The following is a 16,893-nucleotide window of genomic DNA, read 5'->3' on the forward strand; positions in this document are numbered from 1 at the left end:
ATTTATTATGAAAAAGAAATTGGTTGCATTTTATGCAAGTATGCACCCGGGTAATATAAAGATATGGGTTTGTACTATTGTGCTGCTGGTAAGCACTACCATTGCATTTGCACAAACAAGAAAAACACAGGTACCTAAAGAAAAGGGGATCTGCGGCATTACATCAGCATATTCATCGTTTGTAAATAAAAGAGTAAGTGATAAAATAGCTGCCTTAAAAGCGATGGGAAAGTTGCCCAATACATTTTCAAAAATGGTACAGCCGGGTACGGCATTGGCCACACCGGTTTCATTCAGGTTTCCACTGGCAGATATAAAGCATCGTGATTATGCATCGTGGCGCATTATGAACTTCCTTGATCTTGATCCTGCATCGTTTGATGATGGAATAAACACGAACCCAAATGAAGTAGCAGATTATAATTGCGGAAACAGGTGTTATGATTACCATACAGGAATAGATATAGTACTGGAACCTTATTACTGGAAAGAAAAAACAGAACAAAGCATTTGGGTAATAGCAGCGGCACCAGGCATTATTGTTGATAAACACGATGGCGAATTTGATGAGCAGTGTGATCCGGATTCTACTACTTGCAGCAGCGAACCCAGTAATCGCGGAAATTATGTGGTTATTCTTCACGATGATGGCAGTACAGCTTCCTTTTATATGCACATGGTACAAAACAGCTTAACCAACAAACAGGAGGGAGACAGGGTAGAAGCAGGAGATTATCTTGGCGTAGCGGGAAGCTCTGGTTGTTCATCGGGCCCGCACCTGCACTTTGAAGTACGCACTGGATATATTAATGCTGGTGTTGGTTATGAAAATACAGGTACTGTAGTAGATCCTTTTGCAAATGGTACATGTGCGGTTTCACCCAGCAGTTGGTGGATTAACGAGCCAGCTTATAATGATCCGGCAGTGTTAACAATGGAAAGTCATAGTTCAGATCCTGAAGATTTTACAGAAGGCAACTGGTGTGATAAAACCCTTTTATTATACCCCAAAAATTCTTTTATAGATGGTGAAAAAATATACTTACGCACCAAGTTTAGGGACTGGTTAGATGGAAGTACGGCTACTTTCAATATATATAAACCAGACGGCTCTTTGTGGCGAACTTACACCAGAACCAATCCGAATGATAACCGGGCTTTTATTCCAACAGATGCTATTTATGCCTTCACTGCATTAGACCCTGCGGGTACTTACCGGTATACAATAACTTTTGGGGGCAAAACCTACTCTCATTACTTTACCAAAGATTGTATATTTTCTACCGGATTAAGTGGCGCAATAACAGGGCAAAAAGGGTATATGGTTAGTTACTCTATTAGCTCTTCGCAAACCATAAGTAGTTCAAGTGCCAATTATATAAAATATATGGCTGATACCAAGGTGATATTAAATCCTGGTTTTCGTGCCACAGCAGGCTGCAGGTTTGTTGCAAATACAGAAGGCTGTAATAACAGTACAGCAATGAATGCCAGTTTTGCTGAACCGGAAATAGCCAATGCAATTACAAATGAACCAGTCGTTGATAATAATAAAACACCAAAGTTATTGGCTTTCCCCAACCCATCTTCAGGTATATTTACCGTACAGTACAAGCAAGATGGGGAATTTAATGCTGCCATTCAAATTCGAAATATTATGGGGCAAATTGTATATAATATTCCAACCAGGCGATATGCCCAACATTTACAGCAGCAAGTAAATATTTCCAATAAACCTAAAGGCATTTACCTGGTAGAAATAATTAGTGCCGAAAAGCGAATAAGTACCAAAATATTAATACAATAAACCGTTGCCAAAAAATAAACCCTGCACCTGATGGCAGGGTTTATTTTTTTGTACCAGCAAGATTAACAAACTTTAAAGTAGCTTTTTGATATACTCATAATACCTTTCTGCAACAATGCTTTTCTTTACATATCCCATTGATTGCAAGTTTGTAAAACCATTATTTTGATAGCGCAGCCTGATAAGAAACCTAGAAGTATTTTTGTGCTTATCCCAATTGTGGGAACAATTTTTTTTGTTGCATTGTATGTGGTGGCAACGCTGTATTATCCGGGAGGTTCTGCTGTAGATAAAAATGCCGCAGGTTTTAGCTGGCTGCATAATTACTGGTGCAATTTATTAAACGATATTGCCATTAATGGCCAGCCAAATCAAGCAAAACCGATTGCTATTACTGCTATGTTGATACTCTGTATTACGTTATCCTATTTTTGGTTTCTTTTTCCAAAATATATTCGTGTACATACAATACTGGGGCAAACTATTCAACTCTCCGGTGCATTGGCTATGGTGATTGCATTTTTGCTATTCACCCAAATTAACCATGACCTGGTAACCAATATGGCATCGCTGTTTGGGGTTATTGCAACAGTTGGCACTTTTATAGGTTTATATCAGGTAAAATGGATTGGACTTTTTGCTTTTGGACTGGTAAACCTTTTGCTGGTAGCGCTTAACAATTATGTGTATTACTCACAGGGGTTAACTATTTATTTACCGGTATTACAAAAAATAAGCTTCGCATGTTTTTTGTTATGGATTTGCTGTATTAATTGGCATATTTACCGGCTAGTATATTTCAGTAAAAAATTTGTAGATGCCAATCCCGGTTATTATTATTCCAATAATAGCAGGTATTAATCTGCCCAACCATTGAGGCTGCTTTGTTTGCACTACAAATTCAGTCGGCTTATCTTTATTATAAAATACAGTTACCGTATCGCCCTTTTTATATTGACCTGGGTAAGATAATTGAAAATCCTGTTCTATAGGGCCGGTAATCCATTCTTTTTGGCGGGTTACAAATCTGATAATTATTGTATCGTTTGCACTATTATCACCCGATGAGATATTTGACGATCCCTCAAATACAATACCTTCTACACTTTCGCCTGTTTCAAATAATTTATTTTTTGCAGGTTTAAAAAACATTGAGAATAAAAATATTAAGATACCAAACGCAATTAATAAATAGGGCGTATAAGGCTGTAGTAATGCTTCGGGCATATGCGTTTATTTTAAAAGATATATTTAAATGGTTTGTTTAAATTGAGAACAACGCTTATTGAAACTAATTAATTTTTCAATGCTAGCACCTATCATTTAAAAAGCCTGTTAACTGGCTGCATAGCATTACCGGCAGTACAAGAGTGCGACGCAAGTGCTGCTGCTACCTGTATTGCAGCCGGGTACATTATGTAAGCTTCCCTTATTTTTTTAACAGGTTTTGATTAAATAGTTGCAGTATACGTTTGTACTCATCCGTCCAACTGGAGGGTTCTATAAAACTGTGGTCTTCAACAGGGTAAGAGGCCAGCTCCCAGTTATTTTTTCCCAGTTCTATAAGGCGCTGCGCCAGGCGAACAGCATCCTGGTAATGCACATTTACATCAACCATACCATGACAAATAAGCAAATGATTTTCAAGCCCAGCAGCAAAGTTAATGGGAGAGGAACGCTGGTAGGCAATACTATCGTTATAAGGTTGATTTAAGATGGCAGATGTATAGCCATCATCGTAATGCCCCCAATCAGTTACAGGTCTTAAAGCTGCCCCGGCTTTAAATACATTGGGCTGGGTAAAAAGTGCCATCAACGTCATAAACCCACCATAACTGCCGCCATACATGCCAATACGATTTGGATCAATACCATATGCTTTTACCAGGTAATTGGCAGCGTCTACTTCATCGTTAAGGTCTTTACCACCCATATAACGATATATGGCTGTACGCCAGTTCCGGCCATAGCCTGCACTGGCCTGGTAATCTATATCAATTACAGTATAGCCTTTATCGGCCAGCAGGTTATTAAACATAAACTCGTGATAATAATAACTCCAGCCATAGGTAACATTTTGCAGGTATCCGGCACCATGTACAAATATTACAGCGGCTTTATTTTTGGTAGCTTTTACAGGCTCATAAATACGGGCATATACGGGCATGCCATCCCTGTTGGTAAAGCTGATAATTTTTGTATCACGCCAAGGGTAGGCTTTCCATTCATCGCTCATGGCTTTGTTGGTAACCTGCAGTGGTTTTGCGCCGGGTGCATTTTCCTGTACATATAATTCCCATGGTTTGTTTTGGTAGGAATAGCGGTAAGCAATATATTTTTCATCAGGGGATATGCTTATTTCGTAACCACCGGTAAGCGAAGTAATTTTTTGTTTGTTACTGCCATCGGTATTAATGCGATAAACACTTTGTTTACCGGGGTGTTCTTCGTTGCTGATGATGTAAAAATATTGTTTATCGCGGCTTAGCCTGGCTTCCTGAATTTCGTAATTGCCCTGTGTGATTTGCTTTTTGGTTTGGGTGTTTATATCAACCACATACAAATGGCTATAACCGCTGGATTCGCTTTGAAAATAAAAACTATGATCATTTACCCAACCTGTATTGGTGCTACCTACCCAGGCAATACCCGGGCCTGCAATCCAGGCTTCATCACGTTGATGATCGAGTAATTGCAGTTCGCCTGTGGCTGCATTTAATTGCATTAGCCAGCGGTCTTTAAAATCCTGGGAAAAAATATCCAGCACTGCGGCAGTGCCTGTTTGGTTCCAGCTAACAGCATACACATATACATCACGTGGCTTGCGTACGGTATCGCTAAATTTTGCCGGATAATCCTTTGTATAATCGGGTTGCACGGTTATACCGGGTAAAGCATCTGTTTTAATTAATATGGCCGTATTATGCCATGTATCAAAAACATAGCAGGCATATTTGCCCTGGGGCACACCTGCTTTTCCACGGGTACTAATATTGGTGGTATAGCCCGAGGCAGTTATATAATCCGGCACATTGGCAATTGTTGCATTGGATGGGGCATCAACCAGATTATAGGTAAAAAATCTGCCATCCGGACTAACCTGTAAACTTTCCAGATTACTATTACCTGTGTATATTACGGGGATGCTATCTGCATGCTTAACCGCTTTTAAAAAATTGGTACGTGCCTCTTTTTGCTCCTTACGCTGAAGTAAAATATCAGAGGTGCTAAGTTGTTGTTGTTGTAACCAGGCGTCCTGTTCCCCTGGTTTTTTTGATGCAGGTTGCTCCTTTTGTATATCTGCCAGCTGCTTTGTAAAACCGGTTGCAATATTCCATGAAAAAAGTGTGTTGCCGCTTTGGTAGACAATACAACTATCATTCAAAATAAAATAAGGGTTGTATTCTGCTTCTGCTGTTTGTGTAATACGAGTTAGGTGGCTGGTAGCAATATCCATCAAATACAAATCTGCCTTAAAATCGAATGCTATTTTAGTATGGGCCTGGTTATAAACACCATTGGCAATTGCTTTTACCATTTGGGCATTGTTATATGTTTCTTTATTAATGGAGGCATTTTGCATTGAATAACTATAGGCAGAATCGCTTACAGATTTGGTTGGGTTCCAGTTAAAATAAATGGCAGAATTATCGTAACGCCATACAATATTGGTGGGCGATGTGCCAATCCATTTGGCATCCTGCATAATTTTTTCTACAGTTAGTGTTTGTGCATGGGCTATTTGGCTGGCCAGTATAAAAACAAGGATAGCGTATTTTTTCATAACAATATTTAAGTCAATAAATCTATAGCATGTAGTTCAAACACAATTTATTTTTTTGTTGCCGGCAGCAGATTATTTATGTGGCTTTACTTGCGTCGCACACTTGTAGGGTTAAATAATAGCTCAGCTTTTAAAAGGTTTAATAATAAAGAACCATATATAACAGCTGCCAATACATGTTTAATGTAGTTGTTTTGAAAAATATTTCACATACTTAGGTTTTGGCTGTATAAAAGCTGCAAAGTATTACCACCGTACAAGTGTGCGACGCAAGTAAAGCCCATTATTACCACCACTGCCTGGCTTATAAAAGTTTTAGTAATACCCCTAATATGGCTGCCACCAGTATAATTTGCGGCTCCTGAATTTTTTTTATGTACAATAATGCCAACACTGTTGCAACAGCTATTGCGGCCGTTGGTATATCTACAATAGAACGCATGGCAATTACTACCACTGCCCCCACCAAAGCACCAATTACGGCTGCGGTAATACCATCTACAAAAGCTTTGATGGATGCGTTTTTGGCAATTTTTTTAAAATAGGGCGCCGGTATAACGGTAAACAAATAACAAGGTAAAAATGTAGCCAGTGCTGCCACGCAGGCACCCGGAAAACCAGCTACCAAATAACCTATAAAGCCCACCGTTATAACCACCGGGCCAGGTGTAATCATGGCTACTGCAACAGCATCAACAAACTGGTGTTCGTTTAACCAGCCATATTCTGTAACCACACCGCCATGTAAAAATGGGACAATAGCTAGTCCGCTACCAAAAACAAATGCGCCGGCCTTGGTAAAAAACCAGGCAATTTGTATTAGGGTGCTGCTGCTATAATCCCAAAAGCCAATACCAGTTAGTAAAAAAGAGGGTAATGCCTGTGGCTTTTTAAGCCAGGCAGGTGGTGCTTTTATAATCATATATATAAATCCGGCAGCTACAAATAAAAGCACTTCCTCTGTTTGAGTAATTACGGTAATGGCAAGTGCTACCAAATAAAATAGCCAGAGTATCCATTTTTCCTGTATAGCTTTCCACGAAAATTTACTTACCGATTTTGTGGTAAGTTTATACGAACTCATACCAATTATACCAATAACAGCGGCACCCACACCATAAAATACAGCCTGCATCCAGCTAATGCCACCATACAGTTTATATACTATGCCCAATACCACCACCATTAAAAAAGAAGGTATTACAAAAGCCAATCCCACCAGGGTGGCGCCCAATACACCATAATGCACAAAACCAATATAAATACCCAATTGCGCTGCCAAAGGGCCGGGTGCCAATTGGGCCAATGCCAGGCCTTCCTTATATTCTTCTTCGCTAATCCACTTACGTTTTTCTACCAGGTCTCTTTGCATATACCCTACCAGCGCCACGGGGCCACCAAAACCAGAATAGCCCAGTTGTAAAAAATAGAGTACCAGTTGTTTAAGCGAGTAAACAGGCTTAGTCGTTGTTGTATTTAACTCCATAATACATTGTTTTAAAGTAATTTTTTTGTGAGCCAGGCAACGCTGCAACAATTAAGCATATTTGCGTCGCACTCTTGTACGTTCGGTTATTAATTTGGCAATGCGAATCTATATTATGGTTGTAGCCATCCCAATGTACCACCTGCCAGATAATACACTTTTAAGAAACCTGCATTTGTAAATACATCAGTAGCATTTTGAGACCGTTCATGGCCCTTATTACATACACATACAATCATATCATCCTTAGAAAACTGTGGAGTATTAGCTTCAATGGTTTCTACAGGCAAATTGATAGCGCCCGGTATATGTTGTTTCTCAAATTCCGCGGAAGAGCGGATATCCACAAGATGCAGTAATATATTTTGTTGTTTAAGTGCTTCTATCTGTTCTTTAGCAATTGATTGTGGCATAATGTAAACATCTATTTATTATATGCAAACAAATTACAATCTCCTCATCAGAAATAGCATACAATTTACTTTTTGTACAGATACTACTTTTTTACTAATGCTTTACGGTAAGCTGAAGGGTTTTTGCCCGTATGCTTTTTAAAAATACGCGTAAAATGGCTTTGATCGCTAAAGCCGGTGAGATAGGCAATATCCGTAAGGGTATAATCAGGGTTTTGAAAAAGGTCGATGGCTTTTTCGATGCGTTGTTTGCGCAAATAATCTCCAAAGGATAGGTTATCAAAATATTTAGAAAATTCTCTTGACAGATAGGCAGCATTTACCTCAAGGTCTTTAGAAATTTCCTTTAGGCTTATATTGGTATCTATCTGGTCTTGCATCAACTCCTTTAGTTCTTTTACCCAGGCAGGTATTTTTTTGCCTTTGCTCTTTTTGTCCAGATAAGTATGGTATACTTCGAGCAGCAATTTTTCAAAGGGTTGCTGGGTGTGTTTTTCTTTATAATGGTATTTTGCCCAGCTATAAAGGGCATCATAGATTATCATGCCTTGTTGCAATTGCTCCTGATCGTTGATATAATTGTGTGATAAACCGGCAGAAATAGCCCATAAACCCGGGGCTTCTGCTGCCAGCTGGTGCCTGTCGGTATCTGCTGCACGAACAATAACTGCGATGATATCAATCGCCGGGTCTTTAATATTATATTCTTTAATAATGGCATCAAAAGTGCAATATTCATTGTAATGGGTAAGATGGGCGCCGGGTACATCAAATGGAATGGCATCGAGTTCCCGGGCAGCAGGCAACACCTGATCAAATGGTACATACAGAAATTCTGCCTGGGCATCTACCATTTTTTTTATAAGCCATGGACAGGCAATACGGTCAATTTTGGGGCGTTCTCTGGTAATCCATTTCATAAAATATAGTAGTAAATACCCCGTAATATACATAGCAATTAACGATTTTGGCTATTGACGGGATGTTTAACCAGCAACGCAGTGTAGGCAGAGTAGCAACAAAAAACAGCATACCTCGGTAAAATGATGCTTTACTAATTGCCTTTTTACAGCTGCCCAATGCCCGGAACGTACAAGTGAGTGACACAAGCGGCGCTGCCACAGGCAGTTATGCCGGTAACATAATATTCACAGGGCTGCCCTTGCTCCTCCGCCTGAAATGCTTACCTTTGCACACTTAAATTAAAAGACTTTCGTTAAAGCAACGGCTGTAAGCATTGTATTTATTACATTTCGCTTAAAGCTTACAGCTAAAAGCATCAATTATGGAAATAAGAAATATCGCAATTATTGCGCACGTTGACCATGGTAAAACCACACTGGTGGATAAAATTTTGCACACCACCAAAGTTTTTAGAGAAAACCAGGATACTGGTGATCTTATCATGGACAATAATGACCTGGAACGTGAAAGAGGGATTACTATTTTTAGTAAAAACGCATCAGTAACTTATAAAGGTGTAAAAATCAATGTTATAGATACTCCGGGCCACAGTGATTTTGGTGGTGAAGTAGAACGTGTACTTAAAATGGCCGATGGTGTATTATTGCTGGTAGATGCTTTTGAAGGCCCCATGCCCCAAACCCGTTTTGTATTGCAAAAAGCATTACACCTTAACCTGAAACCAATTGTAATTATTAATAAAGTAGATAAACCCAATTGCCGCCCGGATGAAGTGCATGATGCGGTTTTTGAATTATTCTTTAACCTGGATGCTACTGAAGAACAATTGGATTTCCCTACTTTTTATGGTAGTGGTAAAAATGGCTGGTTCAATAATTCTTTAACCCAATGTGAAGATATTACCCCGCTTTTGGATGGTATTATTAAATATGTACCACCGCCAACAATTAACGAAGGTGCTTTGCAAATGCAGATTACATCGTTGGATTATTCTTCTTTCCTTGGCCGTATTGCCATTGGTAAAGTTGCCCGTGGTGTAATAAATGAAGGACAAAATATAGCTTTAATGCAGGCCGATGGCAGCATTAAGCGTATGAAAGTACGTGAGCTTTATGTGTTTGAAGGAATGGGTAAAAGAAAAGTAACCGAAGTTGTGTGTGGTGATCTTTGTGCCGTTGTTGGTTTAGACGAATTTAATATTGGCGATACCATTGCCGATTTGGAAAACCCTGAGGCTTTACCCGTTATTAGTGTAGATGAGCCTACCATGAGTATGCTTTTCAGCATCAATAACTCGCCTTTCTTTGGTAAAGATGGCAAGTTTGTAACCAGCCGTCACTTAAGAGACAGGTTAATGAAAGAAACTGAGAAAAACCTGGCTCTTCGTGTAGAAGATACCGATGAAGCAGATAGTTTTCTGGTGTATGGACGTGGTATTTTGCACCTGGGTATTTTAATAGAAACCATGCGCCGCGAAGGTTATGAGTTAACCGTTGGCCAGCCACAGGTATTGGTAAAAACCATAGATGGTAAAAAATGTGAGCCTTATGAAATACTGGTGGTAGATGTTCCATCTGAATTCAGTGGCAGGGTAATTGACCTTGTAACTCAGCGTAAAGGCGAAATGCATATTATGGAAAGCAAGGGCGAAATGCAGCACCTTGAATTTGAAATACCGTCAAGAGGTTTAATTGGCTTACGTTCCAATATGCTTACCAATACTGCTGGTGAAGCCGTTATGGCACACCGCTTTAATGAATATAAACCCTGGAAAGGACCCATCCCCGGCAGAAATAATGGGGTGTTAATTTCTAAAAATCAGGAACGCACCACCGGTTACTCTATTGATAAATTACAGGATCGTGGTACTTTCTTTGTTGATCCGGGTGAAGAGGTTTATGTTGGACAAATTATCGCCGAGCATATTAAGCCAGGCGATCTTATTGTAAATGCCACAGAGCCTAAAAAATTAACCAACCACCGTGCAAGCGGTAGTGATGATGCTTCCCGCATTGCACCAAAAACATTAATGACGCTGGAAGAATGTATGGAATACATTCAACAGGATGAGTGTATTGAGGTAACACCTAAAAACATTCGTATGCGTAAAGTAATATTGAATGAGGATGACAGGAAGAAAGTATCTAAAAGCATGAAATCTGAAATGGTATAAAAACCATCTACAATAATCAAAAGCCATCGTAATTACGGTGGCTTTTTTTATGCAATTCTACCGTGCTTATGTTATAATGAAGTATTTTTTTGATGTCAGCTTTGGTACATGTAGCAGCTACACTTGCCACGCTCGGTTCAAGGTTCCTCTTTCATGCCAACAGTTAAAAACTACAGGGCATTGCTAAAAATATGCAGGTTGTTTTACTCACCCCCGCAAATAAAATGGCCCGGTTAAACAACCAGGCCATCATAATCAAACCACCAAACATCTTATAAAAAAAGTCTTATTCGTTCACCTTAGCCCATTTAATAATCATTCAACTGCTTTAAAAGCAATACGCCTGTTCTTCAATTAGTTTTTCCGCAATTCTTCTTCTGGCAGCCTTAGTATTAAAAGGTGCTACTTTAGTAAAGCGTTTTAAACCTATATGCATCATTTTCAGCTCATCCCCATCAGCAAAAGCATTTAATGCATCTTTACCGGCCTTATTAATTCTATCGGCTGCATCATACAAATAGGTTTGCATCATATCGTTTTGCAGACTTGCCGCTGCTGCACCATAGGTGTCCGTAAGCTTTGTTACCCTTAATAAGGCACTCTCTGCATTATAAGTTTCAATTAGCATATCGGCTATATTCATAATTAATTCCTGTTCCTGTTGCAGGTTGGCCATTAATTTCTGCACCGCCGCACCAGCCACCATTAAAATGGCTTTCTTAAAATTGGCAATATATTTTCTTTCCTTAGCAAAAACAGCGTCTTCTTCGTCATCAAAAGAAGGTATGCTCATCAACTCCTTACTTACTGCCAAAGCAGGGCCCATCAGGTTAATACTACCCTTCATGGCGCGTTTTAGCAACATATCAACCATCAGCAGGCGGTTAATTTCATTGGTGCCCTCGTATATGCGGTTAATACGGCTATCGCGGTAAGCACGGCTTATTTCATATTCATCGCTAAAACCGTTACCGCCATGTATTTGTAAACCTTCATCTACCACATAATTCAAAGATTCGCTGCCATATACTTTTACCAATGCACATTCAATGGCATATTCTTCTGCCGCACCCAAAAATGCTTTGTCAAATGCAACGCCCTGTTCCAACAATGCTTCTTCCTTATCACTAATATATTTACCTGTACGGTAAGTAGCAGATTCGCACACCCAGGTGCGGATAGCCATTTCGGCCAGTTTATGTTGTATAGCCCCAAAATTGGCAATAGCAGTTTTAAATTGTTCACGGTTGGTGGCATAATTGGTAGAAATACCCACCACTTTTTTCATGGCGCCCGATGTAGCAGCACCCATTTTATACCTGCCAATATTTAAAATATTAAAAGCAATAATATGCCCACGGCCAATTTCGCCCAGCACATTTTCTACCGGCACTTTGCAATCCTGAAAATATAGTTGAACGGTAGAAGAGCCTTTAATACCCATTTTTTGTTCTTCGGGTCCAATGGTAAAACCATCAAAATCCCTTTCAACAATAAAAGCAGTAAAATCCTTGCCATCTACTTTTGCAAAAACCGTATATACATCTGCAAAACCACCATTGGTAATCCAGCATTTTTGGCCGTTTAACAAATAATGTTTCCCATCTGCACTAAGGGTAGCTGTTGTTTTAGCACCCAATGCATCACTGCCACTATTGGGCTCTGTGAGGCCATAAGCGCCTATCCATTCACCCGTTGCTAATTTAGGCAGGTACTTATTTTTTTGAAAATCTGAACCAAAATATAAAATGGGCAATGAACCAATGCCGGTATGCGCAATTACCGAAACCGAAAAAGAATAACCATAACCCAGTCCTTCACTTATAATAGAAGAGGTAATAAAATCTTTACCCAAACCTCCATAGCTTTCGGGTATGCTTACACCCAGCAAACCCTGCTCACCTGCCATTCGTAAAAGGGAAGAAAGAAACTCAGGTTCCATTTTCTCAATTCTGCCATAGTTGGGGGCTACTTCTGTTTCCATAAATTGATGGCACATGGCAAGTGCCATCTTTTGCTCCTCAGAAAAATTTTCGGGAATAAAAGTTTCATTTGCCAGACTTTCCTTTATAAGCCATTCACCGCCTTTAAGGCCAGTTTTATTCATTTGCATGGTATTCATAGTTGCTGCATTTGCAAGTTAAACTCCAATATCAAACCAAAGTTTAATGTTGTTTTATTGCATATGATGCCCGTAGCAGCCCAAATGGAAAAGCTATACCAACAAACCGAAAAAAAATAACGCTACAATGCAACAGGAGCGTGCATTACAGCACATTCTATTTTATTAAATCAGAGGACTAAACCAAATGTTAAAGCCCAAACTGCTATTTTGTTTTGTGATAAACGGCTTTAAAACGGGATGAAATAACGGGGGCATTTTCTTATGTTTCCTTTTTATAGAAAAAATTTACGCCAGGCGGAATTATCTGTAAAAAAAAGGAGCCTGTTTCCACTAAAAAAAGCCCTGTAAACAGGGCTTTTGGCTTTTATGCAGCAGCGTTGTTTAAACGATCTCTTTTACTACATTGGCAATTACTTTAGATTTACCCAATGTATAATAATGTAATACTGGTACGCCAAATGCTTTCAACTCCCTGCTTTGTTGTACCAGCCATTCTGTGCCTACTTTTTCGCAATCTTCGTCAGATTTGCATTTCATGATCTCGTTGGATAAATCAGTTGGTATATCTACATGAAATATGCGGGGCAGTACAGATAATTGCTTTTTGGAAGTAATGGGTTTTAAACCGGGTATAATGGGTACATCAATACCATTATCGCGACAGGCTTTTACAAAATCGTAAAACTTCTGATTATCAAAAAACATTTGGGTCATTATATATTCAGCACCCGCAGCTACTTTTTCCTTTAAACGGTTAAGATCTATTTCGGGGTTGGGCGCTTCAAAATGCTTTTCAGGGTAGCCGGCTACTCCAATACAAAATTTTGTTTTGCCGCCATTACGTATATCTTCATCAATATATACCCCATGGTTTAAATCTGAAACCTGTTTCAACAGATCAATGGCATATTGGTGGCCGCTGGGTTCTGGCTCAAAACTGGCTTCATTTTTAGCTGCATCGCCTCTTAATACCAAAACATTGTCTATACCCAAAAAATTTAAATCTATCAGTGCATCTTCTGTTTCGCGCATGGTAAAACCGCCACAAATAATATGGGGTACAGCGTCAATTTTATAATGGTTCATTACCGCTGCACAAATACCAACTGTACCGGGTCTTTTGCGTACTTCTACCTTTTCAAATGTACCATCGGCCCTTTTTTTAAATGCGGTTTCGCTGCGGTGGTAGGTAACATTTATCCAGGATGGTTTAAATGCCATTAACGGATCCAGATGATCGTATATTGAGGTGATACTCTTGCCCTTTAATGGGGGCAATACTTCAAAAGATACCAGTGTTTCTTTGGCCTGTTGTATATGGTCGGTTACTTTCATGTTTACTGTTGGCTGTTTATACTTTGATGTACCATACACCCTATATGGGTTTACCGCTGCTATAGAAACGGAACGTACAAGTGTGCGACGCAAGCGGCGATGCCATTTGCGATACTGCCCGGTACAACATTGTTGTTAAATAGTTGCGCAAAATAAAGCAAAAAATTGGCAGCATGCGTTTCTGAAACAGTTGTTAAGATAAACGTTGCCCGCTGCATATTGTTGGGCTTACTGTATTTTTGTTTAAATACTTACACCGTGAGCTTAGTTATTAAAACAAATAATCTGGTAAAAACCTACCGTAACCGTACCGTGGTTAGCAATGTATCTATTGAAGTTAATCAGGGCGAAATAGTTGGTTTGCTGGGCCCCAATGGTGCCGGTAAAACCACAACTTTTTATATGGTAGTGGGCTTAATACAACCAGATGAGGGGCAAGTGTTTTTAAGTACTGAGGAAATTACCAAACTACCCATGTATAAAAGAGCCCAAATGGGTATTGGCTACCTGCCGCAGGAAGCCAGCGTTTTTCGCAAACTAAGCGTGGAAGATAATATTATGGCCGTTTTGGAAATGACCAAAATGAACAAACAGGAACGTAAGGATAAACTGGAATCGCTGTTAGACGAATTTAACCTGCAAAGAGTACGCAAGAATAATGGCGACAGCCTGAGTGGTGGCGAAAGACGCAGAACAGAAATTGCCCGTGCCCTGGCGGTAGACCCTAAATTTATTTTGCTGGATGAACCTTTTGCCGGTGTAGACCCGATTGCAGTTGAAGATATTCAAAGCAATGTGGCCCGCTTAAAATATAAAAACATTGGTATTCTCATTACCGATCATAATGTAAATGAAACACTCTCCATTTGCGACAGGGCATACCTGCTGATTGATGGTAAAATATTTAAACATGGCACTGCCGAGCAGTTGGCCGAAGATGAACAGGTACGTCGACTGTACCTGGGCACCAACTTTGAATTAAAACGCAAAGACTGGATTATTGAAATGGGTATGAAAGATGCTACCCTGCCAGCAGAAGATGGGATAGAAACCCCTGCCGGCGAATTGCCTTAAACCAACAACATTATCTATTTTAATTCTTAACAGGGCGTTTCCCTGCGGGCCGGGCTTTACGCTGCAAGTCCTCGCCAGGCGGGGCTTGGCTGTGGGCTTTCCGCTTCAATCCCTAACGCAAAATCTGGGAATAGTAAAAAAATACCCTCAAATAAATGGTATATCCACTATAAAATAGCCGGGCTTTTAAATAGCTTATACTAATTTGATAATGATTGCTTATTTTGCTGCCATTAGGCATGAAAATCTTATCACCGGCAATATCGCGTTTGGCCCGTTTACGGTACGGCAATATAGAACAATGGATTAATAACCCCATTGATGCGCAGCGTGAAGTATTACAGGATTTGGTTACCCATGCCCAAAATACAGAGATAGGCCGAAAATATGGGTTTGATACGCTTTTTGCCATTCGGCGTTTTAAAGAGAAAGTGCCCATTCAGGAATATGATGATATTAAGCCCTATATAGAAAGACTGATAAACGGCGAACAAAATCTTTTATGGAATACGCCTGTTGCCTGGTTTGCCAAAAGCAGCGGTACAACCAACGATAAAAGCAAGTTTATTCCCATTACTGAGGAAAGCCTGCAGGATTGCCATTACCAGGGTGCAAAAGATATTCTCTCCCTTTATTATCATTTTAATCCGGATAGTGATTTGCTTACAGGAAAGGGATTGGTAATTGGTGGCAGCCATCAGGTTAGTACCATGAATGAGGAAACCTATTGTGGCGATTTAAGTGCCGTACTTTTACAAAACACTCCATTTTGGGGGCATTGGATACGCACCCCCGAATTATCTATTGCCCTGATGGATGAATGGGAAACCAAGATTGAAAGTCTGGCCCTTTCTACTATTAGTGAAAATGTTACTTCCATATCAGGAGTGCCCACCTGGACACTGGTTTTAATAAAACGAATTTTAGAAATTACGGGCAAAGCAACCTTAAAAGAAGTTTGGCCAAACCTGGAATTATATATTCATGGCGGTGTTTCATTTACGCCCTACCGGGAACAATTTAAAAAGCTAATAGGCTCCGATATTTTTTACCTGGACATGTATAATGCCAGCGAAGGATTTTTTGCCGTGCAGGATAACCCGAATGAAGAAGGCATGTTATTGTTTTTACAACACGGTATTTTTTATGAGTTTATGCCCGTAGAGGAATATGGCAAACCTCAACCCAAAACAGTTGGTTTAAACAAGGTAGTATTAGATAAAAATTATGCCCCGGTAATAAGTACCAATGGCGGTTTATGGCGGTATTTAACGGGAGATACAGTACAGTTTACTTCGCTGTATCCCTTTAGAATAAAAGTTAGTGGCCGACTAAAACATTTTATTAATGCGTTTGGAGAGGAGTTGATTGTAGATAACTCTGATAAAGCCATTGCCATTGCCAGTGAAAAAACAGGTGCCATTGTTAACGATTATACTGCAGCCCCCGTTTATTTTAGCGAACTTGCCAATGGTGCACATGAATGGCTGATAGAATTTGATACACCACCTGATAACCTAGCCCGTTTTGCATATGAATTAGATTGTGCATTAAAATCGCTTAACAGCGATTATGAAGCCAAGCGACATAAAGATATAGCACTGGGTTTGCCATTGGTGCATAACCTGACAAAAGGTGTGTTTGCCCGATGGTTAAAATACAAGGGTAAATTAGGGGGCCAGCATAAAGTACCACGCCTTTGCAATAACCGGCAGTATATTGATGAAATTCTTGAAATTATTAAAGAGGATAAAGTCTGAAAATAACATCTA

General features: G+C 39.7%; 12 protein-coding genes. 5 read left to right on the plus strand and 7 right to left on the minus strand.

What is annotated here, in order from left to right:
• The first annotated feature begins 7 nt into the window (after window positions 1–7).
• Together GD597_RS08060 and GD597_RS08065 are read left to right on the plus strand one after the other, a co-directional pair.
• Window positions 8–1,807, plus strand: a complete 1,800-nt coding sequence (locus GD597_RS08060) for a peptidoglycan DD-metalloendopeptidase family protein (protein WP_171607325.1) — start codon at window positions 8–10, stop codon at window positions 1,805–1,807.
• Window positions 1,808–1,972: 165 nt separating this feature from the next.
• Window positions 1,973–2,668 carry a hypothetical protein gene (locus tag GD597_RS08065; protein WP_171607326.1) on the plus strand — a complete coding sequence of 232 codons (696 nt, stop codon included), beginning with the start codon at window positions 1,973–1,975 and terminating at the stop codon, window positions 2,666–2,668.
• Here the strand turns inward: GD597_RS08065 and GD597_RS08070 are convergent.
• The 5 genes from GD597_RS08070 to GD597_RS08090 form a co-directional block, all read right to left on the minus strand.
• Window positions 2,597–3,034 (minus strand): DUF3592 domain-containing protein, encoded by a 438-nt coding sequence (locus GD597_RS08070; RefSeq protein ID WP_171607327.1) that lies wholly within the window; start codon window positions 3,032–3,034, stop codon window positions 2,597–2,599. The two genes, GD597_RS08065 and GD597_RS08070, sit on opposite strands and share 72 nt — an antisense overlap.
• Before the next feature lie 202 nt (window positions 3,035–3,236).
• Window positions 3,237–5,591 carry a S9 family peptidase gene (locus GD597_RS08075; protein ID WP_171607328.1) on the minus strand — a complete coding sequence of 785 codons (2,355 nt, stop codon included), beginning with the start codon at window positions 5,589–5,591 and terminating at the stop codon, window positions 3,237–3,239.
• A 304-nt stretch (window positions 5,592–5,895) separates the two neighbouring features.
• On the minus strand, window positions 5,896–7,077 hold the full coding sequence (locus GD597_RS08080; protein WP_171607329.1) for a chromate transporter: 1,182 nt from the start codon (window positions 7,075–7,077) through the stop codon (window positions 5,896–5,898).
• 113 nt (window positions 7,078–7,190) lie between these two features.
• Window positions 7,191–7,490, minus strand: coding sequence for a rhodanese-like domain-containing protein (locus GD597_RS08085; protein ID WP_171607330.1), 300 nt, complete (start codon window positions 7,488–7,490; stop codon window positions 7,191–7,193).
• An 83-nt stretch (window positions 7,491–7,573) separates the two neighbouring features.
• Entirely contained in the window at window positions 7,574–8,410 is an 837-nt protein-coding gene (locus GD597_RS08090) for a chromate resistance protein ChrB domain-containing protein (RefSeq protein ID WP_171607331.1), read from the minus strand.
• Between the two features lie 365 nt (window positions 8,411–8,775).
• Here GD597_RS08090 and typA point away from each other — a divergent pair, with 365 nt between their 5' ends.
• Window positions 8,776–10,587: a translational GTPase TypA gene (gene typA / locus GD597_RS08095; protein WP_216368540.1), complete on the plus strand. Its 1,812-nt coding sequence runs from the start codon at window positions 8,776–8,778 to the stop codon at window positions 10,585–10,587.
• 328 nt (window positions 10,588–10,915) lie between these two features.
• Here the strand turns inward: typA and GD597_RS08100 are convergent, their stop codons facing one another.
• Together GD597_RS08100 and GD597_RS08105 are read right to left on the minus strand one after the other, a co-directional pair.
• The gene (locus GD597_RS08100) at window positions 10,916–12,709 is read right to left on the minus strand and encodes an acyl-CoA dehydrogenase family protein (RefSeq protein WP_171607332.1); all 1,794 of its coding nucleotides are present in this window, start codon (window positions 12,707–12,709) and stop codon (window positions 10,916–10,918) included.
• Between the two features lie 384 nt (window positions 12,710–13,093).
• Entirely contained in the window at window positions 13,094–14,140 is a 1,047-nt protein-coding gene (locus GD597_RS08105; RefSeq protein WP_235954222.1) for a methylenetetrahydrofolate reductase, read from the minus strand.
• A gap of 165 nt (window positions 14,141–14,305) precedes the next feature.
• On the opposite strand from GD597_RS08105, the gene lptB reads away from it, so the two are divergent.
• Window positions 14,306–15,121, plus strand: a complete 816-nt coding sequence (gene lptB / locus GD597_RS08110; protein WP_171607333.1) for an LPS export ABC transporter ATP-binding protein — start codon at window positions 14,306–14,308, stop codon at window positions 15,119–15,121.
• A 239-nt stretch (window positions 15,122–15,360) separates the two neighbouring features.
• Window positions 15,361–16,881 (plus strand): GH3 auxin-responsive promoter family protein, encoded by a 1,521-nt coding sequence (locus GD597_RS08115; protein WP_171607334.1) that lies wholly within the window; start codon window positions 15,361–15,363, stop codon window positions 16,879–16,881.
• Window positions 16,882–16,893: the final 12 nt, after the last annotated feature.

It is taken from the genome of Limnovirga soli, from assembly GCF_013106755.1.
Lineage (GTDB): Bacteria > Bacteroidota > Bacteroidia > Chitinophagales > Chitinophagaceae > Limnovirga > Limnovirga soli.